Source organism: Candidatus Enterovibrio escicola (genome assembly GCF_002464935.1).
GTDB classification, from domain to species: Bacteria; Pseudomonadota; Gammaproteobacteria; order Enterobacterales; family Vibrionaceae; genus Enterovibrio; species Enterovibrio escicola.
The window spans coordinates 36036-61168 of sequence record NZ_NBYY01000016.1 but is presented as its reverse complement, the minus strand read 5'-3'; the positions used below and the strand labels follow the sequence as shown (position 1 = coordinate 61168).

28 protein-coding genes, 1 tRNA gene and 10 pseudogenes are annotated in these 25133 nt (G+C 42.0%); 30 read left to right on the top strand and 9 right to left on the bottom strand.

The window, feature by feature from the left end; translation table 11 throughout:
- Positions 1-393 precede the first annotated feature (393 nt).
- Positions 394-1263, top strand: coding sequence for a tyrosine-type recombinase/integrase (locus BTN49_RS07025; protein WP_223823807.1), 870 nt, complete (start codon positions 394-396; stop codon positions 1261-1263).
- Positions 1264-1381: 118 nt separating this feature from the next.
- Positions 1382-1636, top strand: a complete 255-nt coding sequence (locus BTN49_RS07020; RefSeq protein WP_158523680.1) for a hypothetical protein — start codon at positions 1382-1384, stop codon at positions 1634-1636.
- A gap of 34 nt (positions 1637-1670) precedes the next feature.
- Here BTN49_RS07020 and tnpA (BTN49_RS07015) read toward each other — a convergent pair.
- Both tnpA (BTN49_RS07015) and tnpA (BTN49_RS07010) read right to left on the bottom strand, forming a co-directional pair.
- A pseudogene (gene tnpA, locus BTN49_RS07015) lies at positions 1671-1952 on the bottom strand (IS200/IS605 family transposase); the annotation flags it as partial.
- An 83-nt stretch (positions 1953-2035) separates the two neighbouring features.
- Positions 2036-2455 (bottom strand): IS200/IS605 family transposase, encoded by a 420-nt coding sequence (gene tnpA / locus BTN49_RS07010; protein WP_097356584.1) that lies wholly within the window; start codon positions 2453-2455, stop codon positions 2036-2038.
- On the opposite strand from tnpA (BTN49_RS07010), the gene BTN49_RS17845 reads away from it, so the two are divergent.
- The 5 genes and pseudogenes from BTN49_RS17845 (at position 2414) to BTN49_RS20765 (ending at position 4545) form a co-directional block, all read left to right on the top strand.
- Positions 2414-2611, top strand: a complete 198-nt coding sequence (locus tag BTN49_RS17845; protein WP_097356583.1) for a helix-turn-helix domain-containing protein — start codon at positions 2414-2416, stop codon at positions 2609-2611. The genes tnpA (BTN49_RS07010) and BTN49_RS17845 overlap by 42 nt on opposite strands.
- Positions 2612-2863: 252 nt before the next feature.
- Positions 2864-3299: pseudogene (locus BTN49_RS17840) on the top strand (RNA-guided endonuclease InsQ/TnpB family protein); the annotation flags it as partial.
- On the top strand, positions 3282-3467 hold the full coding sequence (locus tag BTN49_RS17835) for an IS200/IS605 family accessory protein TnpB-related protein (protein ID WP_339376924.1): 186 nt from the start codon (positions 3282-3284) through the stop codon (positions 3465-3467). The pseudogene BTN49_RS17840 and the gene BTN49_RS17835, both read left to right, overlap by 18 nt.
- A gap of 218 nt (positions 3468-3685) precedes the next feature.
- Complete coding sequence (locus BTN49_RS06995) at positions 3686-4462, top strand: type I-F CRISPR-associated protein Csy1 (protein WP_097356582.1); 777 nt, start codon at positions 3686-3688, stop codon at positions 4460-4462.
- Positions 4463-4464: 2 nt separating this feature from the next.
- A complete protein-coding gene (locus tag BTN49_RS20765) occupies positions 4465-4545 on the top strand; it encodes a hypothetical protein (RefSeq protein WP_369073718.1) in 81 nt (26 codons plus the stop codon).
- Here the strand turns inward: BTN49_RS20765 and BTN49_RS13095 are convergent.
- Complete coding sequence (locus BTN49_RS13095; protein ID WP_146679244.1) at positions 4522-4710, bottom strand: hypothetical protein; 189 nt, start codon at positions 4708-4710, stop codon at positions 4522-4524. The genes BTN49_RS20765 and BTN49_RS13095 overlap by 24 nt on opposite strands.
- A gap of 7 nt (positions 4711-4717) precedes the next feature.
- Between BTN49_RS13095 and csy2 the strand changes: the two are divergent.
- The 4 genes and pseudogenes from csy2 (at position 4718) to cas6f (ending at position 7055) form a co-directional block, all read left to right on the top strand.
- Positions 4718-5548 (top strand): annotated as a pseudogene (gene csy2, locus BTN49_RS17830) (type I-F CRISPR-associated protein Csy2).
- A 108-nt stretch (positions 5549-5656) separates the two neighbouring features.
- A pseudogene (gene csy3, locus BTN49_RS17825) lies at positions 5657-6169 on the top strand (type I-F CRISPR-associated protein Csy3).
- A 173-nt stretch (positions 6170-6342) separates the two neighbouring features.
- On the top strand, positions 6343-6498 hold the full coding sequence (locus BTN49_RS15670) for a type I-F CRISPR-associated protein Cas7f/Csy3 (RefSeq protein WP_241896470.1): 156 nt from the start codon (positions 6343-6345) through the stop codon (positions 6496-6498).
- Positions 6499-6500: 2 nt separating this feature from the next.
- Positions 6501-7055 carry a type I-F CRISPR-associated endoribonuclease Cas6/Csy4 gene (cas6f, locus tag BTN49_RS06970; RefSeq protein ID WP_097356578.1) on the top strand — a complete coding sequence of 185 codons (555 nt, stop codon included), beginning with the start codon at positions 6501-6503 and terminating at the stop codon, positions 7053-7055.
- Positions 7056-7325: 270 nt separating this feature from the next.
- On the opposite strand, the gene BTN49_RS14050 is transcribed toward cas6f, so the two are convergent.
- Positions 7326-7484 carry a hypothetical protein gene (locus BTN49_RS14050; RefSeq protein ID WP_158523679.1) on the bottom strand — a complete coding sequence of 53 codons (159 nt, stop codon included), beginning with the start codon at positions 7482-7484 and terminating at the stop codon, positions 7326-7328.
- A 41-nt stretch (positions 7485-7525) separates the two neighbouring features.
- Here BTN49_RS14050 and BTN49_RS06965 point away from each other — a divergent pair, with 41 nt between their 5' ends.
- The 7 genes from BTN49_RS06965 to BTN49_RS15665 all read left to right on the top strand — a co-directional run bounded on the left by BTN49_RS06965 (position 7526) and on the right by BTN49_RS15665 (position 10970).
- Positions 7526-7843: a hypothetical protein gene (locus BTN49_RS06965; protein ID WP_097356577.1), complete on the top strand. Its 318-nt coding sequence runs from the start codon at positions 7526-7528 to the stop codon at positions 7841-7843.
- 373 nt (positions 7844-8216) lie between these two features.
- Entirely contained in the window at positions 8217-8369 is a 153-nt protein-coding gene (locus tag BTN49_RS14045; protein ID WP_158523678.1) for a hypothetical protein, read from the top strand.
- A gap of 496 nt (positions 8370-8865) precedes the next feature.
- Entirely contained in the window at positions 8866-9150 is a 285-nt protein-coding gene (locus tag BTN49_RS17820; RefSeq protein ID WP_223823806.1) for a hypothetical protein, read from the top strand.
- Between the two features lie 90 nt (positions 9151-9240).
- The gene (locus BTN49_RS17815; RefSeq protein ID WP_223823805.1) at positions 9241-9537 is read left to right on the top strand and encodes a hypothetical protein; all 297 of its coding nucleotides are present in this window, start codon (positions 9241-9243) and stop codon (positions 9535-9537) included.
- Positions 9530-9907: a hypothetical protein gene (locus BTN49_RS17810; RefSeq protein WP_223823804.1), complete on the top strand. Its 378-nt coding sequence runs from the start codon at positions 9530-9532 to the stop codon at positions 9905-9907. The genes BTN49_RS17815 and BTN49_RS17810 overlap by 8 nt, the downstream gene beginning before the upstream one ends.
- Entirely contained in the window at positions 9908-10342 is a 435-nt protein-coding gene (locus tag BTN49_RS17805) for a hypothetical protein (RefSeq protein ID WP_223823803.1), read from the top strand. It begins immediately after the preceding gene.
- On the top strand, positions 10275-10970 hold the full coding sequence (locus BTN49_RS15665) for a site-specific integrase (RefSeq protein ID WP_223823802.1): 696 nt from the start codon (positions 10275-10277) through the stop codon (positions 10968-10970). The genes BTN49_RS17805 and BTN49_RS15665 overlap by 68 nt, the downstream gene beginning before the upstream one ends.
- A 127-nt stretch (positions 10971-11097) precedes the next feature.
- On the opposite strand, the gene BTN49_RS06940 is transcribed toward BTN49_RS15665, so the two are convergent.
- Positions 11098-11174 (bottom strand) — tRNA-Pro (locus tag BTN49_RS06940).
- A 261-nt stretch (positions 11175-11435) separates the two neighbouring features.
- On the opposite strand from BTN49_RS06940, the pseudogene BTN49_RS17800 reads away from it, so the two are divergent.
- Positions 11436-11881 (top strand): annotated as a pseudogene (locus BTN49_RS17800) (transposase); the annotation flags it as partial.
- Positions 11882-11950: 69 nt separating this feature from the next.
- On the opposite strand, the pseudogene BTN49_RS22225 reads toward BTN49_RS17800, so the two are convergent.
- From BTN49_RS22225 to BTN49_RS22220, 3 genes and pseudogenes are all read right to left on the bottom strand, one after another.
- Positions 11951-12785 (bottom strand): annotated as a pseudogene (locus tag BTN49_RS22225) (IS982 family transposase).
- Between the two features lie 63 nt (positions 12786-12848).
- The gene (locus tag BTN49_RS06925) at positions 12849-14762 is read right to left on the bottom strand and encodes a DUF3413 domain-containing protein (protein ID WP_097356574.1); all 1914 of its coding nucleotides are present in this window, start codon (positions 14760-14762) and stop codon (positions 12849-12851) included.
- A 946-nt stretch (positions 14763-15708) separates the two neighbouring features.
- Positions 15709-15915, bottom strand: a pseudogene (locus tag BTN49_RS22220) (transposase); the annotation flags it as partial.
- A 425-nt stretch (positions 15916-16340) separates the two neighbouring features.
- On the opposite strand from BTN49_RS22220, the gene BTN49_RS14035 reads away from it, so the two are divergent.
- Together BTN49_RS14035 and BTN49_RS13080 are read left to right on the top strand one after the other, a co-directional pair.
- Positions 16341-16505: a hypothetical protein gene (locus BTN49_RS14035; RefSeq protein WP_158523677.1), complete on the top strand. Its 165-nt coding sequence runs from the start codon at positions 16341-16343 to the stop codon at positions 16503-16505.
- An 88-nt stretch (positions 16506-16593) separates the two neighbouring features.
- Positions 16594-16854, top strand: coding sequence for a hypothetical protein (locus tag BTN49_RS13080; RefSeq protein ID WP_146679242.1), 261 nt, complete (start codon positions 16594-16596; stop codon positions 16852-16854).
- A 140-nt stretch (positions 16855-16994) separates the two neighbouring features.
- Here the strand turns inward: BTN49_RS13080 and BTN49_RS06915 are convergent.
- Positions 16995-17942: pseudogene (locus tag BTN49_RS06915) on the bottom strand (transposase).
- A 778-nt stretch (positions 17943-18720) separates the two neighbouring features.
- Between BTN49_RS06915 and BTN49_RS14030 the strand changes: the two are divergent.
- From BTN49_RS14030 to BTN49_RS06875, 9 genes and pseudogenes are all read left to right on the top strand, one after another.
- Positions 18721-18933 (top strand): DUF6444 domain-containing protein, encoded by a 213-nt coding sequence (locus BTN49_RS14030; RefSeq protein ID WP_158523676.1) that lies wholly within the window; start codon positions 18721-18723, stop codon positions 18931-18933.
- A 548-nt stretch (positions 18934-19481) separates the two neighbouring features.
- A complete protein-coding gene (locus BTN49_RS06910; RefSeq protein WP_097356572.1) occupies positions 19482-19847 on the top strand; it encodes a hypothetical protein in 366 nt (121 codons plus the stop codon).
- A 22-nt stretch (positions 19848-19869) separates the two neighbouring features.
- A complete protein-coding gene (locus tag BTN49_RS06905; RefSeq protein ID WP_146679240.1) occupies positions 19870-20118 on the top strand; it encodes a hypothetical protein in 249 nt (82 codons plus the stop codon).
- Between the two features lie 271 nt (positions 20119-20389).
- Complete coding sequence (locus tag BTN49_RS06900; protein WP_097356570.1) at positions 20390-20836, top strand: hypothetical protein; 447 nt, start codon at positions 20390-20392, stop codon at positions 20834-20836.
- Positions 20837-20855: 19 nt separating this feature from the next.
- Positions 20856-21320: pseudogene (locus BTN49_RS17795) on the top strand (DNA-directed RNA polymerase).
- Between the two features lie 326 nt (positions 21321-21646).
- Positions 21647-21880, top strand: a complete 234-nt coding sequence (locus tag BTN49_RS14025; protein WP_150138912.1) for a hypothetical protein — start codon at positions 21647-21649, stop codon at positions 21878-21880.
- Between the two features lie 966 nt (positions 21881-22846).
- Entirely contained in the window at positions 22847-23194 is a 348-nt protein-coding gene (locus BTN49_RS06885) for a MarR family winged helix-turn-helix transcriptional regulator (RefSeq protein ID WP_223823745.1), read from the top strand.
- A 745-nt stretch (positions 23195-23939) separates the two neighbouring features.
- Positions 23940-24389 (top strand): tyrosine-type recombinase/integrase, encoded by a 450-nt coding sequence (locus tag BTN49_RS06880; RefSeq protein WP_158523673.1) that lies wholly within the window; start codon positions 23940-23942, stop codon positions 24387-24389.
- A gap of 380 nt (positions 24390-24769) precedes the next feature.
- Positions 24770-25045: pseudogene (locus BTN49_RS06875) on the top strand (IS66 family transposase); the annotation flags it as partial.
- Positions 25046-25133: the final 88 nt, after the last annotated feature.

Below are 25133 nucleotides of genomic sequence, written 5' to 3'. Positions count from 1 at the left end.
AATTGCGTCGATTTCTCCATGAATTGTGCCTTTTTCTCCACATGTTCAATTTTGTGCTGTTTTCGCTACCTTCTCTTTCTTTTCTTTCTTTATTTAATAAGAAGAGAGAGATAGAGAGAGAATAAGCGGCTAGAAAAATAGGAAATGGCTAAATTGAGCACCCATGGGTTACACAGAGGACTGATTTTTTGTTCCATGAGTTTTTTACTCTCCCATGAGTTAACCCATGAGTTAACCCATGGATTAACCAAAGCCCTCTTTTTACCTTGGAACCGCGTAGATACTGGGGTCTGTGAGTTCTAATCAAGGGTATCCATAACTCCATGAGTTTTTTTGCCCATGCCACCGAAATGATAATTGAATACGTTGATCTAAAACATGTAGATCAGTTCCTTGTTTGGAAGAAAGAAAACGAGAACTAGCAGCGCTAGAACGGTAAAGAAATACCGCAAATACTTAGAACAGCTAGGGGTTTTCCTTAATGGTGAATATCTCGATGCAACGTTGAGTAAGTTAGAAAATTTTTCCGGTGGTTGGATGCATCGCAAGGGCTATGCCGCTGCATCACGCAAAGTGGCAGTGGCTGCGAGTAGAGGTTTTTATCGATGGTTGTCTAAACGCCGGTTAATCAGTTCAAACCCGTCAGATGATCTTGTTTATCCAAAAATTGGTCGGCGATTACCACGGTTTATGGGCCTGGATAGTGCTGAGGCACTATTGATGCAGCCTGATCTTGATTCTTTATCAGGTATTTGTGATAGCGCAATTTTAGCGTTGATGATGGGGTGCGGTTTTCGTGTCAGTGGTATGTGTGGGCTGAATGAATCGCAGCTTATTTGGTACAAATATGACAACGCTGACCGGTTGGCAATTCGGGTATTGGAAAAGGGAAACAAAGAAAGGTTGGTGCCTGTTCCTAGTGAAGCAATGCTATTGCTGCAGGCGTATCTTGGACATAAAGAATTGGATTACATAGACAGCTTACTCATGAATGGCGATCAGGTGTTGTTCATCAATTTAAGAAATCGTCATGTTCCCGAGTGGGAGCATAGAGGTGAAAACCGACGGATGTCACCAAGGGCGATAGATCGAATGATCAAACGTTATGCGCTTATTGCCGGACTACCAGAGGAACATGCCCATGCTCATGCAATCTGCCATTTATTTGGTACCGAATTGACTGAGTCGGATACTGCCACACTGCAGATACAAGCATTAATGGGCATGCAGACTCTAAAACCTCCGAGATATACACCCACTTAGCAATGAAGAAAATGACAGCGGTGATTGATAAGGGCAATCCTCTGGGCAAGATGAATACACCCGTGAGCGAACTGTTGAAGGCCATGAAAAAAGGCGGTGCAGTGTGTAGATAAAACCGTTGCATGATTATATTGCGATTCAAAGAAAAGCAGAGGAACAGGAACAAAAAGGCTTCTTTATTCCTAGTTCACCATCAAGCAAAGCCACAGTGGTTGCCGTTGGCCTGAAGGTTAGGGAAATTGTGGTGGGGGATGTGATTCAATTCAACCGATATGCGGGGTATGTGATCAAGGGTGACGGTGTGGATGTGACCCTGATACATGAAGGTGATGTACTATTTATCGAAATTGAGCGGGAAGCGCCTTCCTTCTAGGTGGGCGAGGGATAGCTCAAGGCCGCGAAGCGGCCTAATGCCGTCTATCTTGTTGCTCAATATATCGTTTCAACACCTCAAGCGGCGCACCTCCAACAGAACCAGCAAAATAACTTGGCGACCATAGCGCATCTTTCATGTAAGCGGGCTTATGCAACTCAGGGAGGTGCTGCTTTAGCTTTCTACTTGATACAGCCTTCAAGCTATTTACCAATTTTGATATGGCTACCTTAGGTGGATAATTAACCAGTAAATGAACATGATCTTGCTCGCCATTGAACTCGACAATTTCGGCCTCAAAATCTGCACACACCTTATCCATTAATGATTTCATTACTTAGCCGTAAGACCCCGTCATTTATGGCGGGGATGTAAGGCATTACGGCGTAGCAGTAAATATTACTCAGGGCGATTTTGTTGCTCTATATATTTGGTTAGAATTTCAAGGTTAACCTCTAAACACGACCCTGAAAAATAACTTGGCGACAACAAAGCACCTTTCCATAAGTAACGATAAATTTTAGGGTATTCTTTTCTCATAAGCCTAGAGCTAACCCCTTTCAGTAAGTTAATTAACTTACTGAGTTGCACTTTTGGAGGATACTCAACAAGTAAATGAACGTGATCTTTTTCACCATTAAATTCAGTCAAATTAACCTCAAAATCTTGACAAGTTTCCTCTAATATTATTTTTAGCTGATTTAGAATATCGTCATTAAATACCTTTCTTTTGTATTTTGTAACAAAAACCAAGTTGGCATGTAATGCACTTACGCAGTGCCTACCTTTGCGTACTTGTTGTTCATTATTGTGCGTTATTATTTAACTAGACCAAGTATTATTTTGGATTTAAGATTCAGTAAAGCAACACTTAATTATAAATACGACCAAATTAAATTAATCGCATTAAAATACAGGTTCTACCCAAATAATGAGCAAGCACTAATGCTTGTTCAAACGTTTGGCTATGTTTGATTTACTTATAATTTAGCTCTAGGTTTCTCAAAAGAACAATATGATTTAGGTAATAAAACGAACTATAACGATTGGAGTAAAAACCTAACGTCACTTAAAAAGAATACTGATTTTTCATGGTTGAGGGACGTTTCAAGCATCCTATTATAGCAAGTGTTAAAGCATCTTGATAAAGGATTTAAGTCTTTTTTTAAATCAGGCTTTGGTTATCCTAAATTTAAAAATAAACACAATCATCAATCAGACAGTTACATGAGTAATGGCTTTAAGTGGGACAAAAACAAGCAAGCGTTAACGCTTTCTAAGATGAAGCAACCACTGAAAATAAAGTGGTCACGTTCGTTCACCGGAACACCTAGCTCACTTACCGTATCTAAAACTAAATTAGGTAAGTATTTCGTTTCAATTTTAGTTAAAGAAAGCATCAATCAACTTCCTGTAGTTAATAAAATCGTAGGTGTAGACGTTGGCATTAAAGATTTAACTATTTGTTCGGATGGCATTAAGGTTAATAACCCCAGAACAACCAATAAATACGCTAAAAAGTTAGCCAAGGCATCACGTCAATTAGCCAAGAAAAAAAGGCTCAAATAACTTTAATACGCAAAAGTTTGTTGTTGCTAAGATCCATGAAAGAATAGCTAATTCACGTAAAGACTTTACTCATAAAATGACATCAAAACTTGTAAATGAAAACCAAGTTATAGGTATTGAGTTATTAAAAGTTAAAAATATGGTTAAAAACCGTACGTTATCTAAACACATATACGATGCTAATTTTGGTGAAATTGTAAGGCAATTAGAATATAAAGCAAATTGGTACGGGCGAACGGTATTTGGGTTATGTATTCAATAAGTTGAATGGTTAGTTGGTATGACAGGCAACTCAGTTGTCGACTGTTGCAGATATCATGTGTCTTAATAAGGATTTGTAATCCATAAAAGAATTCATTTTCTATATGGAAATCAACTTATTGAACATACGACCCAGAAGTGAGCTAGAAGAATCGTAAAGCACTTGCTGGCATATGTTGTAACGAGGTTCATCAGATCACTTTTTGAATAGGAGGATAAATGCCCACAACGTTAACCAAACAGATCGAGCAATACATAGCCGATAAACGTGCAGTGGAAGTAGATGCGCTCGAAAAAGAATGCGACAAAGAAAAAGCAAAAATTACATCAGCTGAAGATGCCGATATCTTTGACGCTAACCTAGCAGCCAAAGTCGCCAAACTAGAATTTGATTTTACCGTTACCCACTGGGTAGACAGCGCAGCAAACCGCGCGGAGAAAATCAGCATGGCGACGCATGCCATCAAGTTCAGTCACAGTGCTGCCAAAGGCAGTAGTGTGTGGGCAGAAAACTTGGGTAGCAACCCGCGTTACGTAGATATATTTTCTATCGATAATCCCGCAGTTGATGCAGTCGGCCCTGTAGACAAGATATATGTTGCCCGTTTATTGCAACTCAAAGATGACACTGGAAAGAGCTTATTAGCGTACTTGCAGGAAGACAGTATTGAACCGCTGTCATCCTTGTCCAAAACGCCAGAGCAGTTGCAACAATGGCATTATGGGTTAAAACAAGCGTTGCAAAGTACAGCGCCTAGCAGCCACACCTTGGCTAAACAAGTGTACTTTCCTGTCGCGCAAGGCGAATATCATCTTCTTGCTCCTATGTACTCATCGTCGTTTTCGCAAGCACTATACAGTGAGATCAACCCCAGTAGTTTCAGCCAAGAAATGAAGGCAGGGAGGGACGCAAAAAAAGCCAACATGCCTTGTAAAAGCCTATTGGTGCGTACCCCAATCTCGCCGTCACCATCAGGGGTGGCTTTAACCCACTGAACGTGTCACAGCTCAATAGCGGTCGAGGCGGAAGGACCTACTTACTCGATACTCGCCCACTAACTTGGCGTAATCAACAATAGCAGCCTAAAGACAATAACCAGCTGTTCAACCATTCGTCCTTGCTGTTCAACACGGAACGAACCGTTAAACGCATTGCTGATTTTATGCTTTGTATTCTCCACAAACCGAGCAACCTTCGACGCTGCAAATACATTCAGCGCATGGTTGAACAAATTGGCGAGCAAGTGATTAATGATATCGCCATTTGGCAACGCCAACGCCATTTCTGGCATGACATGGGGATTTCCAGCCGTTAGCCATTTTTTGGGTTTTGTTCATGCCCTATCGCGTCACGCCGTGCGCAGTGAATTCGGATTTAACCTTAATTCATGCGCTATCGTTTGCAACCAGCATCAAGTACACGCCCATAGAGAGAATGCGTCCGAACCATTTGCTTTTTCCCTCACTCGCAATCCATTGACCAAAAAAGGAAAAACAGCACCGATTGTAGAAGAGGGCCGCATGCACCTTACGGTGTCGTTGATCATTGAGTGCAACGGCGTTAATCGCGTAACAGACGAATTGGAACGCGCACAATCTGATTTCGTGAAGCGATTGGCGGAACGCAATAAACTCGCAGGCGGTTCGATTACTGATATTGGTTCTTGCTACTTCACGGATGAACCTCACACGAAGCTACTACGGCGTCTACTGCCCGGATTTATCTTGATTGATCGCAGCCATTACCTCGAACAATAAAATTAACAAAGCAACGATACTAACCTACAAAACTGGCTTGATTTCTCTGCGCTCAAGTACCAAGCAACAGACATTTCCTCATCGGAAGAAGAGCACAAAGAAAACCTGAAGGTTCAATGGCAACGCGTTAAATCGCCCTTCGAAGGTTACTTGGTGCCGATTCAAATAGGCTATAAAAAGATCGCACCGACATACGGGAAGGGCGACGTTGCGAACGCGCGATACAATGACCCCCCCGTGAGTTTTGTTGAGGCGATTTACAGCGTCGGTGAATGGGTCGGGAGCCCGAGCCGCCTAGAGTCGATGCAGCAAGCCTTGTGGTAGCACACATACCGTGATCCATTTTATGTTTGCCATACCCAATCGCAACTCTCCACAAACGTTGATCCTATTAATCTAGACGATGATTTTTTAGGATAAGGAAATAATCCCATGACAAACTTAACTACCCCTTTGGTACTTGCATTCGAATCCACGCTTGCCTGCTCAGATGCGCTATTGTCATCAGGCAACTGGGAGCAACGCGCCGATACAACACAATGGAAAGCAGTGAATGTGATTGAGAAATCCGTCAGAGGCACCATCTCAAACCGTGTAAAGGGTGCGGCAGCCAGTAAAATTGATGTCAAAGTAGACAAAGCTAACCTTCAAACCGTCGATAATGCGGCACTGCCGTTCAATGCAGACACACTAAAAGTCAACTTTAGTCTGCGTGTTATAGGTGATTTGTCGGTTCCCTCAACATGCAACAATCCCGATTACTAAAAAGCCCTTGCTGGCCTGATTTCTCAATATGTTCAGGAAAATGGCTTCAGTGCGCTGGCGCTTCGCTTTGCAACCAATCTTGCAAACGGTCGATTCCTATGGCGGAATCGTGTAGGCGCAGAGCAAGTAGAAGTGCGTATTTCACATGCCGAAAAACAATGGGTATTTAATGCACAATAATTTTCACTTCGAGATTTCAACCAAAGTAATGACCAACTGTCCCAACTGGTAGCCGCTATCGAACAAGGGTTAATGGGTGAAAAACCGACGTTAATCAAAGTGGACGCTTTTAGCTGCTTAGGCGAACTGACGCTAGCGAGTTTGTCCCTATCGCCATTGAACCCTATGGAAGCGTGACCAATCGCGGCTTTGCTTACAGAAAACCAAAAGATAAAACAGATTTCTATACCTTACTCAAGAACTGGAACTTAAAAGGACAAGCGCCATCGAACGAACAACAACACTACGTCATCGCTATGCTGATTCGCGGCGGGGTCTTCGGAAAGTGATCATGGATAACTACATAGATATTGTTGTTCTTCCTGATGCGGAAATCTCCAGTCCCGCACTGATAAACAATTTGTTCGCGAAACTGCATCGCGCTTTGGTAGAACACGCCGGTGGTGACGTGGTCGTCAGTTTTCCAAAATATGGAACAATGCTGGGTGAGGTATTACGCCTTCACGGTACTCGTCATACACTGGATCGCTTGATGACGCAACCATGGCTTAAAGGTTTACGCGATTACACATCGGTCAATAATATCTCTCCCGTGCCAGATAACATACAAGGGTATCACACCACGTTTCGAGTACAACAGAAAAGCCCTCCAAACATCCGTAGACGCGCCATATTTAAAGGTTGGTTGATTGAAGATGAGGCTCTGCACAAAATTCCAGATTTTAAGCAAAAGCGACTCTCTTTGCCCTTCATTCAAATAAAGAGCCAGTCCACAAATCAAGAGATCCGGCTTTTTTTTCAACGCGGAGAACAGCAAGATAAACCCACCACGGGTCACTTTTTCAGCTATGGATTAAGCATAGAAGCCACTGTTCCTTGGTTTTAATTGTCTAATACCATATTTTTTAGCACATTCTTAACCTATTGATTTTTAATGGTTTAAATTAAGCGGAAAAACCCTATTTTTTCGCCTAATTTCATCCCAGCTCTTTAAAAATAAGCGCTACAGCTATATTATCTACCCTTCACTGCCGCACAGGCAGCTTAGAAATAGAGGCGTTTTAACTCTTAGAACACATATAACCTGTCTTTAACTTATTTCCACATATCAGATATACTGGGCGCTGGCGGGTATTCTTGCGATGTTAGGGAACTGTTAAATATAACGATCAAACCCTAAGGCGTGATATTGGTCACGTAATGTATTCAGTGCTTGACAGTAATAAAATGAGCAGCTTACACTGGCGGTGTACTGGCAAAATCCAGTGCTGGAATTAACACTCCGAACATCAAAAAGGCGCGTAGTCGCCAGCATTTTGCTGGTTTTTTATGCGTAAGCTTTAGCACATCTGAATTATGGTGGGTTGGGCGAGGCTGCCTCGGCAGGCCGTTTCCTTTTTGATGGTAGTGTTAACCTTGTTCAGCTCACCACCCCAGCGATTAACACCTCTGAGTGGTGATATTAACCATCAAAAAGGGGCTCCTATGCCAACTTCTAGTGATTCACACTCCCTTATTAACGAAGCTCATCTTATGATCCATGGTCTCTCAGTACTGGCTGGGCAACAAGACGGGCCTCTTGAGAACTTTACTGGCGAATCGTTGTTTTTCTTATTACCATCTATCGATGGTAAATTGGTTGAGGTCTTGCAGATGATGGAAGGCGAACACTAAATTTATCTATTTGAACTGCACATAAACACAATATGTGCAGTTCATCTATCTACTGAGGTGCCCGAGCTCTTGTGATTACTCGGTTGAGAATTCACGGAGGTTTGTATAATGCGCAGCTCAATCTTAGAAATCCCCCTTTGTCTTCATGATCATCAGGTCTCATCTCTAGGGGTGGGGGCTCGGCATAGGAAAACACACCTCCCCCACAGGGGGAGGTAGGTACCTAGATAACTGCACCAAATTAGAATATTCACTAAGTGCCCAAGAGTTGGCAGCAGCGGTTTCTTGTTTGAAACTTTCTTCCCACTGGAAGATGATTGCCGATTACCTTGGTCCTGAACTGTGGTTGTAGTTATGGCGACGCCTCGAAACGTTGAGAAAGGAACGCCAGCTGCGAATTGTGGTGCCGCACTTTACGGCGGAGCTGGATGCCCTTGATGCGGACAGTTTTGAAGAGTGGCTGGATGGGTGTCGGCTGATCAAACCTTTCTTTGAGATTTATGTCACCTGCAGCGCCGAGCAATAACGCTTTATTTTGCGGGTGCTACATGGTGTTTCCTTCATTCCCTCTCGTGCTCAAAATCAAATTTATCTGCCGTCTCTGGTAGTTTGGATGGTGCACCTGCAAAACATCTTGATCGTGGAATTGCTGACCCAAAATGCGAGTAAAAGTTGGGTGCGCAATCAGCTGCAGGTTTGGCTTGGGCGTGATTTGTCGAATTCATCATTGAGTAGTTTTTTTCATGCGCTGGCATCGCGTGACACCCTCTCTCAATACGGCAAGATCCATTAGCGTTAAGCCATGAATGAGATCAAACCTATCCTGATAAAAGAAGCTGGGCACGTTTCGCTATTTCGGCACCTGCGGCAATTGTCAGCGTGAAGTGCAGCAAGTGAATTGGGAAGTCGGGCAGTTTTGCGCGTTGCTCAACGCGACGGGGCCGAGAACCACCTAGGGGAAAGCCAAGTCTTCGGCTAATCTTGACGGTTATAACAACCGCTCACTCAGTCGATTTAATGCGATGAAGCAGGGTGCCAACGCCAAAACAGCCATGTTTTTCCCCGCTCTCCTTGGTAAATATCCGCAATGTGCCCCTTGCGACGTTGACCACGCGTACTGCTCCACCCAACCGGCGTGCACCATGCGAACGGAATTGATGATGCAACACCTGATCGCGTTTCAATCTGGTGATCCCAGCAAACTCACCGAATTACATACCATCAATCAGGCCAACATGGTTGCTATCTTCCAAGACATGATGCAGACCATTGTGGTGGATGGTGTTGCGCTGAGAAATTCGGTGTAGGACTTCAAGAAAGAAGGTGGCTTTCATATCGGTAAGTACAAAGATAATAACGGTCAAGAGCAGACGATTGAAGAGATTAAAGCGCACCCGTTGCTCAAACCGATGCTCGATATGCTGAGCAAAAACAACCTCTCACTGGCTGATCTCAACATGACGCCAAAAGTACAGACCGACCAAGGCATTGAGCTGGGACGTACCATTGAGAAGGACGATGAACGTGAATCGGTGCTTGAATATCAGCGTAAGATGGCCGACCAAATGAGTGGATTACGTGACATGATTTCACGTTCCCGCAAGAAAGTGAGTAATGACGATATCTTAATTGAGCACCACCAAGAACAAGGTGTAAAGGATGCCGATTATACCGAGGTAGACTCACATGGCTGATCGCATTAGCGCCAAACAGCGCATTGAAATTCAAAGCCTAGCAGAAATAGAGATCCAGCGTTATGCCGGTAACCACAGCATGTGGCACAAGCACATTCATAACGTCAAATTGGATCCCGAGCAGTTGCTCAAAATGGAAGAAATGGACAGCCACGATAACACTGTGGATAATAGCTGCCGCCGAACAGGAAAAACGGCGGTGAAAGAGATGTATCTGCTCGAACACAATGCTATTCATGGAGACCAAGAAGGCGGTATTGGCACGCCGCGTGAAGCCCAATCATTGGTAAACCTTGGTTACCACCTTGATGCAATGCGCCGCTCTGATGTATCGAGCGGATATGTTGCATACAAATCTGGCCGCAAGTAGATGGCGGATACCTATTACGAATTTGCCAACCATTCAAAAGCCCGTGCATACGGCATTATGGCCAACGTCGATGGTGGCGACTTAACGTGGGCATCGCTAGAAGAAGTGGATGATTTAGATGCTGATCGTTTGTTCGGTCGTTTCTTGCTGATCATGGGCTCAAGTCGTCGTCTTGGTGCCAGCAAAACCTCCATCAACAAACCACAAATTCGTATCACCGGCGTATTCAAGGGCGCGGATACGTTGAGCGGTCTGATTGATTCCGGTGAATACACCTGTTTGCCTACCGTTGATTGTTACTTGGGTATTGAGTTTGGGATCTTGAATGAAGATTTCATGTTGTCTATGCGCAAGCAGCTACCAGAAAATGAGTACATTCGCAGATGCTGTGCATCAACGTCGCGGCAAAAAACCTTATTTGGGAAAAGTATGTAAACCCAAGGAGAAAAAACAACGTCAGCGCCTTACGTTGGACGAATACCGCGCCATTTGGATCGTTTCTCCTTCGTGGTTACGAACAGCAATGGATTTGGCGCTGGAAACTACGCATGCGGTAAACGAAATATGCTCTGTTCGTTATACTGACGTGCAGTTGTTAGCCGAGCCAGTGAGTGAAGGTGGTTTGCTGGTGAGTGGTTATTTGCGGATCCATCGTCAGAAGGTTCAACATAAGGAAGCAAGCCGCGTTGTTATACCTGTGACGCCGTCACTGTTCAAAATCATTAATGAAAGCCATGATAATGTTCGCTATAAGTATGTTGTTCACCGTATGCCGTCACGAATTAGCAATGAAGTGAGTAAGCACTGCGATCACCTCACTCAAATTAACCGTAAATACTTAATCCGTGCGTTCTCGAAATATCTAAACCTAGCAGGTGTGAAAAAGAAAGTGGCCGCAGAGTGCAGGCTGACGTTTCACGAAATACGAGGCCTAGCAATTCACTTGTATGACAATGCTGGTCATGACCCTCACAAGCCCGCGCTGCTCACACCAATGCTAAGAGCACAAAAGTATACAAAGATGGGCACGTTGAGTGGGTGCAAGTCCCCGCTGCAGAGATAGGAATTAGGGACTAAAATACAGGTCCGCGAGCTGCGCACCAATGACCTGAATTTTGGTACAGTTTTGGTGCCGCTATTTTTACTAGACATAAAAAAGCCCGTAACTCATTGAATTACAGGCTAAATAATGGTCGGTCTGAAGAGATTTGAACTCTTGACCCCTGCCACCCCATGACAGTGCGCTACCAAGCTGCGCTACAGACCGATACTATTAGAAGTATGCTACGAGTACTAGAATACGGTGTCAATTATATTTCTTGATTTACTCTATGGAATTAAACGGGTTGAATAAAAAGCAGGCAGGTCGTGGGTTACGTTTTTGATTACTTTATAAAGTGCATATATTTAATAAGTGGGAAGACTTGTCAGCATGACTGACAACGTGGTAGGGCATTTTTTCTCAAATATCTGAATTAATCGCAATTTCTACGATTAGATAATCATGGAGTTAAGCAGGGGTAATTATATGAAAGGTCACAAAATTAGCAATTTGGAAAAATATAATCAAGCATTAGTAAACCGTGGTTCAGTCACTTTTTGGATAGATGATATTGCCATCAAGGTTTAGCATTGTCTAATGCATCACGGTCATCGTGGCAGTGGGTTTATATTTTCTGATGCCGCGATTGCAACGGAACTGATAGTGAAAAGTATTTTTCAATTCAGTTTTTACGTTGATGAATGTCCCGTTGGAATCCCCGAAATATACTTGCATTAGTAATGCATTCGAAGACAGTAGAAGTTAAGTACTATTTGCCGAGTCGAGGAGCTCTCTCCCACGTTGTTATTAATGCCACAAATCTAAAAGTATACGGTGAAGGCGAACGGAAAACGCGTAAACACGGTAAGGATACATGGCATATCTGGCGCAATCTTCATCTTGCCGTTGATGTGTTTCCTCATGAGGTTATCACCACCTAAGTTAACCTAGCCTAAGATCTGCATAAACGCTCGCTTATCAAGCCGAGTTATCTTGAAGTGCTACTTATTTAGTTGAAATGAATACGTGATGAGCCCCGCTAGCAAGTTGACCATAAATCTGATACAATAATGGTACCGCGAATGCTCGATTTGGGATATATTTTTTAGTTAGTCAAAAACGGTTTCGATAATAAATCGTTTCCGGAGCATCAGGTAATCCCAAAGTTTCATCACTTTGGGTTTCATATTCTTTTTCACACCCGTTATCAGTATCACTCCCTTGTCTGCAGGTTTCCGCTTCAATGGATCAGAGATATAACCTTTATCTCCGTATAAACACCCCAAAATTCATCAGCCATTTCCGATACAGGATTTTTATCATCCACGTTAGCCGTTGTCACTTTGACTAAGAGAATGCCACAATGGTCATTAATAATAAGGTGTAATTTGAAGCCGTAGAATTCCCATCATTCCTTTTTCTCGCTTTGAGGTACCTTTAAAAACCTAATGTTTGATAATGAGTAGGTTTTGACAAACCTATAACTTGGACGAATCAACGAAGGCAATCCCTGTCAGCCTTATCTGACGGTGAGTGAGGTAAGAGTAAAGCGAAACCAGAACACCTTGCATGAACTTGAACATTTGCGTGTAGCTGAATAGTTTAGGAAATTCGTTGGTGAGGTAGCGGTAAACAAAGTGGATGTAATAGGTTTTGAAGTCTCAATATCCCGATTGATAGAAAGTTATAACTATCGTCAGAACCTCGCTAACTGAGAGGTGAGAAGGCTTGTTTCTTTGTTTGACACCGGAAGATATTAGGTATTCCTCCCTGCATAGGGAGGAAAGTCTGGCAGAAGTCGTCGACATCGACGAAAACAGCGTCTAAGTTATTCAAATCCAAGTCCTTATGCAGTCAATAGTTTATTTCAAACGATCAGATTTCGACTTGGGCATTTAGTTAATTTCTTATTCGCGACGTTAGTTCGTTAGGGTAGTTGAAGCGCTTAAGCTCCTGAATAACTTGCATTAGTACTAACAATTGCGGTTTTTCTTCTGGCTGCAATTTGTAGTTGCTATCATAAACAAGGTAGTTGCCAAACTTGTCGACGACGATTGTTTTATCTGGCAGGACTACCACGATATCACGTTCGTTACCTGCCAAAAGCCACTTGTGTGGCTTTTCGACAAGATTAAACAGGTTCCTCCCACTGGCGTATATTTCAGGGGGACTGTCTACAGAAAGCATTGATTCCATCAGTGTGGGAACAATGTCAAAGTGAGAGCTGTACATATCTATAACTTGTGGTGGTTCATTAGGCCAATGAACCACTAATGGAACTTGAAGCTGGTACTTGCTATAGTTCGAATTTGCCCCCCAGCTGTTAGACCCTGTTTCATTAAACTCAGTACCGTGGTTTGCGGTGACCATAACAATGGTGTTGTCCAATTGTCCTTTCACTTCAAGTGAGATGAATAATTCACCCAGTAATTTATCTACATAATAAGCAGCGTTGTTGTAGCTGGTTTTTAGTACTAGGGCAGTGTTGTCACCCATGCTTGCTCGCTTATCATCCAATGATGTTAGGGATGATCGGTTATGGTTATATTCGCCACTTTTTTCGTGATTGGTGAGACTCTTCAGTTCAAGATATGCAAACCAAGGCTTATCTGTGTTTTTTTCGTTTATCCACATTGTAAGTGCTGAGGTGGCTGTGCTATCAGAAATCCATGTATTATTAATCTCAAGCTTGGCAGCGTCAGACCTGTATTTACCAAAGATACTTTGGCAGTAAATTGGGTTAGTAAAATTATCAGCGCTGAATAGACCTAGGCGGTAGCCCTTATTGTTAAGCGTGTCAATTAAAAGCGGGTTTAGCCCCTCGGTTCTTGCGCGTTGTGCATAGCTACTAGGCAAGCCATAAAATAAGCTAAAAATACTACCCATTGCATTGTTGCTCGAACTGAAATGATTCTTAAAGTTTATATTATCGTTGGCAAATTGATTTAGGTTAGGCATACTTAGATAATTAAGCATATCTGCTCGAAGGCTATCCACCATGACCATGAGTAGATTTAGCTGAGAATTGTTTGCGTTTGGCGAGAAAGAAATTTTATCAAGGGGATAGCGGATCACTTTACTGTCTTGCGGATCGATTTCGTCTCGTTGGTACTGATACTCTTGGCGATCAAGTAAACCATACTTTTCCATGAAGGTTTTTGCCGTCATGGGATACGAAATAGGGAAGTTAGAGCGTTTGGTGGTGATAGGGCTGTAGAAGGAGGCATCTGCCCAAATATGGATAAGATGGCTAGTAATAAAACTGACAATAAACACAACGGAAAGAGGTACACCGATGCGTTTACGTAATAGCGAGCGAAGCTTTCGCCAAACCCATTCTGATATGGCAACCTCAAGAAAAAGGATGGCAGGAACAATTATAAATAAACACTGCCATTGTACATTCATGGAGTGGACATTCATGTTAGTTTTTTCGCTGTTTAGCAACAACTCCCACACCAAGGGATTTAAGTGAAGATGAAGAGTTTCAAAAGCGTATATATCAATTAGCAGCATCGTTATACTAATTGTTGCCACCAAAACGGCAAATAATCTCATTACCCGTTGAGAAGGGATGATAAAACTGGCAGGAAAAAGGATTAAAATATAGACAGCGAAAACGAGAAACCAGAAATGACCGACCCATGTTAGTAACTGGTAGATTTGCCCAAGTAAAGTTTCTGACCAGCTGAAGTGAACAATATACCGAGTACCCAGTAACATGGTTGTTATTATATTAAAAAAACTGAACCAGTGTCCCCAACTAATAAGCTGGGATACTCTATCCCTATAGGTCTTTCCTTTATTTTCCATAAATAATAACTATTCTCTTTATGCTACTTTGTGAGAAGCGATTTAACAGCTTGATTACTCTGTATCAATAAGATGATAAGCAGAGCTTGAATAAATTTCTTAGCAATCCATTGTCGTTCTTCTAAATGATAAATGGTTATTCATCAAGTTCATTGCATTTCGGGGTTAGCTATCTAATGAGTTGTAAGGCACGTTGGTATGACTACCAACGTGGTAGTCATCTGGGTATCTACCATTACAGATACCATGCTGTTTAATAGCACTTAATGACCATGAAAGATTAGGCATTTCATACGAGAACCAACTAATGAAACACATAATCCATTTCCGCTATCGATTCATCAGAAAAAAATAGCTCGGTCAAAACGCTAAGTGTTTTTAACACGTTGGCCACATCACTCAGGATCTGCTCAACGTTTTTATTTTGGTATTATAAGTCATCGGTATAGAAATTCTTGTCTTGTCTCACTTGTCCCAATAGAAGCTGCCTATAATACGCCTATACTTTAATCTGCCTAAAAATGTTTTCAATTATGAGCCTCAGCATTTCAAGCGTAATGCTTTAATAGGTAAAAAAGATTGTGGAGATATGCTGGTTGTCTCTCTGATGAGATCAGATGCTAACACCTCTCGTTTTAATAGAAAGTCTAATCAAACTGAGCTGTGCATAAGAAATGAACTAAATGCCCAAGATCATGATCTGATCGTTTGAGTAAAACTATCAGTCTCATAAGGACTTGGGCATGAATAATTTAGAGCCTGTTCTTACTGATATCAACGATTTTTATTAAACTTTTCTTCCTGCTTTGGGACAAAATCCAGACTTCAGATTCCAAAATAAGAAATAAACCTTATCACCTTTTAATTAGTAAGGTCATGACGATTATTGTATCTTTTCATCAATCTAGGTTTCGTGGTTTTAAAATGTATTATACGTAATTTAACCTCAGATCTGCATAAGCGCTTGCTTATCAACTAGTATCATCTTGATGACCGATTTCTTTGGTTGAAATGAATATGCTATGAACCCCGCCAGTAAGTTGACCATACAGCTGATACAACTACAGTGCTGAGAATGCTGAATTTAGGATATGTTTTTTAGTTGGTCAAAAACGGGTTCAATACTAAATTGTTTCCGGAGCATCAGGTGATCCTACAGTTTCATCACTTTTTGTGATCGTCTGATACTGAGAATACAATCAATCATCAAAACAGTCATTGATCAACTAAAACATATTCCAAATAGAGTATTTTTGGCACTGAAGGGGTGTGCGGTTTATGGTTAATCTAATTACTGGATCTATTCTTTATATGTGCCAACCAAAAAAGACTAGCTTTAAAGTCACTCGTTCTGGAAAAGCCACGTTTATAAAGATCTGTATATAAATACCCAAGCGTGAGCGTCTTTGATACCAAGGCAGCGGACTAAATGATGTGGAAAGATCACGCCAATGGCAAAAATGGTAGCTGCATGGATTTTGTGATCTATTGTGGTCAGGTGGGTGATATGAGCTGGGCATTTCTAGCAAAGTGATCGATATGCTGCAAAAGCGCAAAGTCTTTAATTCTTCAACCTAGATGGGTCCCAAAAATACCGATGGGGATATGGATTATGGTGGCTTTGATATTGCGTTTTTTACATATTGTATTCATAGCAATGAAGTGAAGGTAATTGATTACCAATTCTTTAATCCATGGCTTAATGGTGATTTAAAGACTAAGGCTCTAAAGGAGAGAAACTAGTTTTTCCATACATTTAAGACATACAGGTACTACGCCGTGCCAAAATGGTCATTGTTGTTGAGTCTGCCATCAATTTTGATCTTAATCATTGCTACCAATGATCAGGAACGTTACCAACAAAGGCACTATCACTGCCATTGCTTCTAGTGGTTCTGCTGTTGAAGAGATTAACGGGCGTTCTCTAGTAGAGAAAAAGTTGGTGTGTTGTTTCGACAACGATGAACCAATTAAGAAAGAACCGTGCAAAGGATACCGAGCTGATACGGAGGGAGTACGGTTGGTTTTGGATGTATGTAGTGCACCGAATACTCCATGTTCTTTGCTGAACAAGGAGCTACAGACTTGGTAAGTCATGAATGACCTGAACACTTATTTACGTAATCCTAGCATTGATAAAATCTACCACAACTTACACAAATTGGAGCAATGGCTGGTTTACAGATTTAAAGGGTGGAGTTTATTTCTACACGTTTTAAGTACGAGATATGGTCAAATCTGGTGTACAACTTCTAGAGCAGTATCTTGATGATTGACGTTTATTTCACGAATACCATTTCTGAATTTCACGCCTTTGTTGATATCCGAGAGTAATTTAAGGCCTCGTAGCCTACGCCAGTTAACCTCAGAGGTTTGCATCAATTTGCAGACCATTACCAGTATCGTTTTTTGGCTTCCACAATTCTTGGTTTTGTTCGTTCTTAGCCTCACCGTTGCAAAAATTGATTCAATGGGGTTTGTCGTTCGAATATGTGTTCAGTACTCGGTGTAGAAATCGTAAAACGCCAGCATTTCCACTTTGTCTTTGGTCAGGCACTCTGCTGCTTTGGGATATTTAGCACCATATCGTGTTTCGAACTGTCAGAAGGCTTTCTGTATCCATCAACAACGGAGAGCACTTCCTTGCGCCCAGTATCATCGATGCTAATGACAACAAGCAGGGAAAGCTTGTTATGAATCCGAACTTTGCAGTAAATACCATCGGCCTAAATGTAGACATACCACCATTTACTTAGGTTAGATTTACGCCACTAGTCGTATTTTGCTTCCCATTTCTGTTTGAGTAAAGAAACACTGTTTGCTGACAACCCCTTGGTTTTCTTACCTAAAATCAATTCTATGGCTGGCTGCATATCGCCTGTATATATCACCCGCAGATAGAGCCAAGGGATAAGCTCTTCTAATGTTTTTGATTCGCTTGAGATAGGGCGGAATCAGTGTGTTGTTGAACTTAATCCCTCTCCCTGTTCTATCTCGAATCTTTGGGACTTGGACGGTAATGTCGCCTAGCCCAATTGATAGGTGCCGCTCAGGCAAATGGCCATTGCGAACCACTCCCTACTTTCCGTTAGCTTGGAGTGATGTGAAATTATCGAGCAAAGATTGAACCTCGGCTTCTATAGCTTGAATCAATACCTACTGTGCGCCTTGTTTCAGCAGTTCATTAAGCGGGTTTTCCTAGTTTATGAAGCTCGGTAACATTATGATTATTATCCATGCGGTGTATTCCTTGTTGGTTGTTAATCTGGCGAGATCAATCAACAGGCTACACCGCATTATTTCCTACCCATACACCAGAAATCACTATAACTCTTTAAGCACTTTACATTACTAAACAGGATCAACACATTTATTGGATATTTCGCACAAAGCAGGATTTCATCTCTGTAATCAAAATTGTGACGAACTAACATGGAGTAAATGATACTATTTTTTAGCTAAAAACTACTGACAAGTGAGATCGTCAAATATAGCGAGCACCGTTCGGTTGAACTCCAGCAAGTAACTTTGCGTCAGATTGAGGTCTCTGGACGTAACCACTTTAGGTTATTATTGATAATAAGCGAAGCGCCGTGCAGCCACCAGAGGTGATGGTTAACACCCAGTCCTCTGATTGAATCGCTTGTGCTCTCAAATCCACCCGTATATATTCTTGAACCTGACCTTAGAAGTAAGGGTAAGTACATGGTGTAACGAGACGACTGGAGCCGGTAAGAATAGAGCCCACTCATAATCAGATATCACCATTGGTTATCACCGCATGCCGCAACGTCAGCATCAACCCAATCAAGTGATCGTTCACCAGTCCCCCATTAAAAAGCAATAAGTGATGATCATCTCCCAATCGACAATTGCCTATTGAGTGATCTTCTCAGACTGCCAAATTGGCTTCATGGAAAAGAAGCATTTTGAAAATGAATCACCCACGGTGGAATAATTGTGCTCCAAGCAAGCAAATGAACTCATCCGTGAACTATGGTACAATCTACGTGAGTACGAAGATAAGTTGTCTGCTAGTTCACGGAACTCATCAAGTTCTCCGTTGTCAGAGTCCCCCGCAGCAAGGGATGCACGAAAAAAGCTCAACACCCTCTCAGTCGAAATCAGATGTGCGCTCAGCCTAGCCATGATGGACACACAAGACCAGTAAGCGAGCTCAAAGAAACCGATTCCATTGTGTATTGTCAGCTAGATACCTGCTGCACCTAATGCGGTGGGAATATTGTTCCCAACGCTTAACTTAGCTTAGAGGGAGTGCATTTTAGAGAAGATAGGCAATAACTTTATAAGTCATTAAAATTAAAGTAGTAATGCAGTAGCCTTGGTTGACGATAGGGGCTTTTTTATATGAGCCTGCAGTACACACTGTAATTTGATATTCCATATTACACCTCAATTGTTGATAAAGAACACATTTGTGTAGCTGGGAGTTCTTATTAAGGGATAGAAATACTTACAGTATATTCGGCGTAAGAACGCTCTCATTTATTATTATTAATACTTTTAGTATGGAAGGTTTCTGGAAGACGTGTGTTAGAAATCAAGATATTGATGTATAGATAAGTAGATAAAAGTGGAGGAAGGGAAGGGAAAATAGAAGAATAAGAGAAGCAAGAGAACTGTAAATCACCGTAAGTCTTACTCCCAGCTCCACTTCCAATGATTTAAACCAAAAAATAATAAAAAGGATTCTATACGATGACTCTCGTAGGCATTCTCACGTCTGAAACAACTGTAAGTTTCACTCATCCAACTACCGAAGACCTGAAACTAAACATGACAGCTCCTCACGAACTTTATATCCGACAAATCAACAGTAAGTACACACAAATCATGAATGACCTGACTACAGTAGCCAGCGAGGAAAAGAAATCAAATACGGCTTACGGCTCACTTTTAATAGATAAAAGCATCGATGAGTTCACCACAGTTCTCACTGCCTATTACACAGCGCCAAAAAGAGGTAAACCGCACGTAGTGCATGAGGTCCTTGGATACATGCCCGACACGAGGGTAATAGCTACCATTGTTTTAAATACCTGTGTCGATGGCATCAGCAGTTAATTATCCCTCTCTAAAGATAGCGGTGCGGATAGCTAAGAACTTACAAGACGAGATAGATTTTCTTTATCTCGAAGGTGTGGACATGAATACATTCCGTCGTGCAACTGCAAACGTTACGACTAAAAGCAGGCTACACGAGAAATGTGCTTCGCTGAGGTGGTTCCTCAAGAACGCTGCGGGAATACCATCATTTGCATGGCCTGACAACGAAAAGATGGCGATAGGTCAAGCCTTAATTGTTCTTCGTAATAATCATATTGACTGGTTCTAGGTGAGCATTTTTGTCTCTAGGAAAGGGAATGGTAAGCTCAAGAGCTGGCCGTGCTTACACCTTAACCCCGAGCTCAACCGTTGGATACAGGAGTGTCGCCAACTAATTGGCACTGATATTGCATCCTTAACGCCAACCATTTCTAGTTCCACCACGCCCGTGGACAAATAAGTCGCTATATTGAGGTGCTTATCTAACGCAAGCTTTACCAGCGCTTAGCATCGTGAAGACAAGTAACCTATAGCAACTTAAAAAAGTGGAGATAGCTGGAGTGCTAAATGCCATCAATCGTATCCAAGAGACACATCTAGTAATAAATAAGGCCATCCACCAGTGGTGTGAGTGTTTTCGAGATAATGCTGTCGCATGGTCGGAATATATTGGTATTCCGCTGAACAAAGCTCGAGTTCTTTCCAAGAACGTCCGGTGTTCCACAGCGTGTGATACCGACAGTGAAACACTCTTCTTTTACCAACAAGCTTGCACAGTTTTCCACAGAGCAGAAACCGTCAACCGCTCTAAGCGTATGTCACACGCTCTTATGTTAGGTTTAGCCGAAAAGTATGCTGGGGAAGATAACTTCTATGTCCCTTGGCAAGGTGATAGACGAATGAGAGTCTACGTAACATCCAAATTAAATTTTCAGGGCACCGATTCTACAAAAGCTTTCCTTCTCTTTTTAGAAGCTGCTGCCCGTGGCACACACGGCCTAAAGTAGCTCGAAATCCACTCCGCTAATCTTTGGGGCATCTAGTAAGGTCTCATTTGATGAATGGCTCCGTTGGGTGCCTGAGAATAAAAAGTACATCCTAAAACTTGCGGACGACCCCTTAGACAGCAGAAGTTTCTGGTCTGAGTGCAATGAACCTTGGAAAGCGCTGGTGGTAGCTCTAGAGCTTAAGCGTGCGTGGTCATATAAAGAGCCCTAAACGTTCTTATCGCGCATCCCCTCGCACTGGATGTCCTGCTCTGGTTTGCAAATTTTAGGTGCAGTTTTACGTTGTAAAAACACTGGCCAATACGTCAACTTGACGGCCACAAACAAGCCTGCAGATATCTACGGTGTTATCGCAGTTCTTGTCGAGAAGGAACTTCGAGAGCTTGTAGGGGAATGTTCACATGCACAAGTACTAAAACTTGCGAAACCAAAGGATTTGGCCCCCTTAATACAAAGTAGAGCAGAAGGATCAAAAGGGATTTAAAAGGACAGGAGGAGCAGGAAGTACCCCTTTAGTCCGGATTGTGCATAGCAAAAATCCTTCACGTTTCTCCAATGAGGATTTAATGGAGTAACGTGTGTCTTACGGTAAATGTGGCTTCGCTTTGCAGTTCATGCTTGACATAACGCGCAGTGATGCAGATAAGTACCCCCTGAGACTTAGCGATTTAATTGTGTCAAACATTGCGCGAGAGAAGGGCCCTACGTCCTACGATTGGTGCAATGATCCTGCTAAACGCATCACAGATCTACAGGTGCTAGGCTTGGCTAATAACCACTACTTACCGCTCCCTGTTTTAGGCAGAGACCGTGAGCGCGTTCACAGGACGTTTACTGAGCATAGACCATTCAGGACGAGGTAAGGATGATATGGCTTATAATGTTACCTACTTCCTAAATAGTTATATCTTTCTCGTTAAATCTGAAGGTTTGCAGGAAGGCTCTGCCCTGCAGAACTTAACGGAAATCACAAAGGCAGCGAAGATGCATAAGGTAAATAAGATTATCTATGAGTCTAATTTTGGTGACGGTATGTTTGGATAATTACTACGACCTTTCGTTAACCAGATTTACCCTTGCTTTATCAAATAGGTAAGGCACCACGTACAGAAAGAATGCCGTATTAGCGATACGCTAGAACCCGTCATGATGCAGCATAAGTTATTGATTGATTACAAGCTTATCGAAAGAGACACGAAAAATATAGCTGCGGAATTGTCTTATTCTCTCTTTTACCAAAAGATTGCACAGTTTATTGATTTTAAAGTGTTTAATAGGAATGAATGTAACAACTGCTGGGATTAAGATTCCCACGTTTGTCATGAGTACTTACGCAGATTTTTCCGCTTTCACACGCGTATATATGAGTCTTCCTTTTTCTTCCAGTGATACCTCCGGAAATACCTGTAGAGGTACACAGCGTAAAACCTAAATGGCCTAGAATAAACAACTTTTTGAGGCGGTATCACTCTTCGTATTTTACTGTGAAGGTGTCACTTATAGTTCACTGTGATTCTTTAAATATATTTTATACATATAAAACAATAAGACTCCTCCAGAAGGAGGAGAAGCTGAAAAATAACGCAATGCAAGCATTGCGACATTAAAGAAGATGAGGCATATTAATGCCCCGTTACACCAACGTATAGCGGAACAGGCAGGTAAACCTGAACAACTATACAGCTCTTTAATAATTTGGAATGTAAAAGAAACTACAGGTTACTCTCAGTCTATAAAAGGGAAAAAGCAGTGGCTAATGCATAAATGAAAGACGGGCTATGGTCTCTTTGAAGCCATGGAGATAAACCATTCTTAATAAAGTAGCTATACAGATATGCAAAAGAAATACTATTTTTCCTAGTAAACCTGTGTGGGTTAAGAAACACTATTCACAACGAGGCTAGCGTAATTATTTGCAAGGGTCTTGAGTGCATCAACCTCGAGGCGTGTATGTACTTATTGCTATGGCCTTTTATTCAGCTAAAAAATATAAAAGAGGTTAGTAATTTGGTGGAAACTCAAACTTTTAGTGTTCCTGCTGTGCGTTTCTGTAAGCAGTTGGAGGCATTTAGGAAGGAAGTAAATAAGGAAATGCACCCGCTTCAAATGGTCATTTTTTTGGAAGTGGTAAACAAACCAAGGCTAACGGTTAATTCCAACTATATACAAAAAATCCTAGCAATAGGGCAGTCATCAGCCAGTAGGCACTGCAAACGATTAACACTAGAAGCAAAGGACGGTTACGGTCTATGTATATTTGTCTACGGTTACAATGAGTATCGTTCAAAATACCTAGAGTTAACAACTAAAGGTCTTCTGGTAGCTGAGGCAATCCGCCCTGTTTTTAATAATCCATAGGAAACTTAAGGGAACCTACCAGAGGTTTCTTTCAATCATATGTGTGCCTGTACAGCAGGCACTGACAGGGATGACAACTCAACACTTAGAGGAGAATAAATGACTAAACAAGAGATAAATAAACATAGGTGAGGTAAAAACTGAACATATTAGAACAATAAGAGAAAATTTATAACATTCGTGTACGTATGCGAGGTACATCCTACCAAGCAGACTTTAAGGTAGAAGGGAAATATAAACAATGAAGTAGCAAGACCTACGGAGATGCTGTCGAAAAAGCGTTGCGTTTGCTAGCCATTTCACTGTAATCTCCCGTCGAAGCTGATGTGAGTTCAGCAAGGGCAGGTACGCTGGAAGCGGGTTATAAACGAGCGTGTGTGTATCCGTGGAGTCCGGACATACAAAAAGGACTGGAAATCCAGCAGGAAGCAATTGGAGAAATACTAGACTTTTTGGCTGGAACATAGAGACCTCAGAAATACCCGCTGTTAAATTATGCACCTACGCAGATTACTAACTGGATATTTTTAGAGCACGCTGGGAGTACGATTAATAAGAGTCTTAGCAAACTCCGTGTCGTTCTTAAACACTGTGTGTTTCTGGGACACTGTTAGTACATTCCGTTGTTTCCTTGGTGCAAAATAGATAAGGGGCGCGCAAACGGTTCTTTTCTTTAGAGGAAGAACGAATGATTGTGAACTGGTTTCAGTTAAACAAGAAAAGCTTAATCTCGGATTTTATCATTATGGCGATAGACACCGGATGTAGAACTTGGGAACTACAGAAACTAGAATGGCGAGATGTGATGGAAAATTGTTCACATATAATGCTCAGAGACAAGAAGAACGGGCAAACAGGGCGAGTTCCGCTGCTTAAACGTTCGGCTGACATTATGCGTGAACGAAAAGAAAGAGGTCTTCACATGCCGTTTGAAGGACTTTCGGGAACGAAATTTATAAATAACTGGAAGAAGATTCGGACGGCTCTAGGCTACAAATATAACCCTGAATGTATACTTCACGTAATGCGTCATACATTTGCTACACGTTTGGCTATGCATAACACACCTGAGTTAAAAATGATGCTCTGTCGGGGTAACTTAACGCCTAGCAGGGTTAAACGTTACGCTCATCTGAATGTCAATCATTTAGAGGACGTCATGATTTCACTGGAGGGCTTTTTAGCTCCAGCATAATGTTACATAAAGGTCAAAATATTGGGTTGTTACACGTTTTTTGTGAAATGTTACATATTTATCCTATCTAATTTATTTTATTAATTTTATTAAAAATTTTGGAATATTGTCTCGAATACGGAGTCTACCTATCGTCATCAACTCTTTGGGTTACCTAAAGTATCGTTGGATATTACTGAATATCAGGTATTCCATGGTCGGTGCCAGCACTGTAACCATACCGTCCGAGCCACTTTTCCCCAAGGAGGAGTCAGTAGTATGTTAACGCCGTTGCATTAGGCGCTGCATCACCATGTAAAACAATCTGCTGTTATTTATATAGATGAAACAACGCACAAACGAAATTGAGAAGTGGTTACCGATAGGTCTGGCTCCTCAGTGGCAGTGATGCGGTATATCAGACTATTCATTATCGTCGTAATGCAGAAACAGCAAAAGCAATGCTAGATGAACCGTGTCACACGATAGTGATAACCAATCAATGTGGTAGTTATAACTGGCTTGATCCTACGCACCACCAGTGCTGTTGGATACATGTTACCCGTAATTCACAACAAATGGCGGAGTACATCAGTGGAGATTTAACGTCTCATATTGGCAACCGTCTTGTTTTGCTCTGCCATGCGGTATTCCGAATGCAGTACAGCTATGAGTAAGGAAAAATCACTGACATCTAGTGGCGGCAACGAATGTCTCGTCTTAGGAAAAACCTTTCGGCTTGGCTAAGAAAAAGCGAACATATCA

What these genes read in the sequence shown, in the direction of transcription:
- BTN49_RS06910 (WP_097356572.1), top strand. Translation starts at nt 19,482, where the DNA reads ATGACTCTCGTAGGCATTCTCACGTCTGAAACAACTGTAAGTTTCACT.
- cas6f (WP_097356578.1), top strand. Translation starts at nt 6,501, where the DNA reads ATGGATAACTACATAGATATTGTTGTTCTTCCTGATGCGGAAATCTCC.
- BTN49_RS06965 (WP_097356577.1), top strand. Translation starts at nt 7,526, where the DNA reads ATGGTGGGTTGGGCGAGGCTGCCTCGGCAGGCCGTTTCCTTTTTGATG.
- BTN49_RS06925 (WP_097356574.1), bottom strand. Translation starts at nt 14,762, where the DNA reads ATGGAAAATAAAGGAAAGACCTATAGGGATAGAGTATCCCAGCTTATT.
- BTN49_RS17820 (WP_223823806.1), top strand. Translation starts at nt 8,866, where the DNA reads ATGAAGCAGGGTGCCAACGCCAAAACAGCCATGTTTTTCCCCGCTCTC.
- BTN49_RS17805 (WP_223823803.1), top strand. Translation starts at nt 9,908, where the DNA reads ATGGCGGATACCTATTACGAATTTGCCAACCATTCAAAAGCCCGTGCA.
- BTN49_RS06880 (WP_158523673.1), top strand. Translation starts at nt 23,940, where the DNA reads ATGGCGATAGACACCGGATGTAGAACTTGGGAACTACAGAAACTAGAA.
- BTN49_RS17835 (WP_339376924.1), top strand. Translation starts at nt 3,282, where the DNA reads ATGACATCAAAACTTGTAAATGAAAACCAAGTTATAGGTATTGAGTTA.
- BTN49_RS14050 (WP_158523679.1), bottom strand. Translation starts at nt 7,484, where the DNA reads ATGCTGGCGACTACGCGCCTTTTTGATGTTCGGAGTGTTAATTCCAGC.
- BTN49_RS14035 (WP_158523677.1), top strand. Translation starts at nt 16,341, where the DNA reads ATGGGTCCCAAAAATACCGATGGGGATATGGATTATGGTGGCTTTGAT.
- BTN49_RS06995 (WP_097356582.1), top strand. Translation starts at nt 3,686, where the DNA reads ATGCCCACAACGTTAACCAAACAGATCGAGCAATACATAGCCGATAAA.
- BTN49_RS15665 (WP_223823802.1), top strand. Translation starts at nt 10,275, where the DNA reads ATGAGTACATTCGCAGATGCTGTGCATCAACGTCGCGGCAAAAAACCT.
- BTN49_RS17810 (WP_223823804.1), top strand. Translation starts at nt 9,530, where the DNA reads ATGGCTGATCGCATTAGCGCCAAACAGCGCATTGAAATTCAAAGCCTA.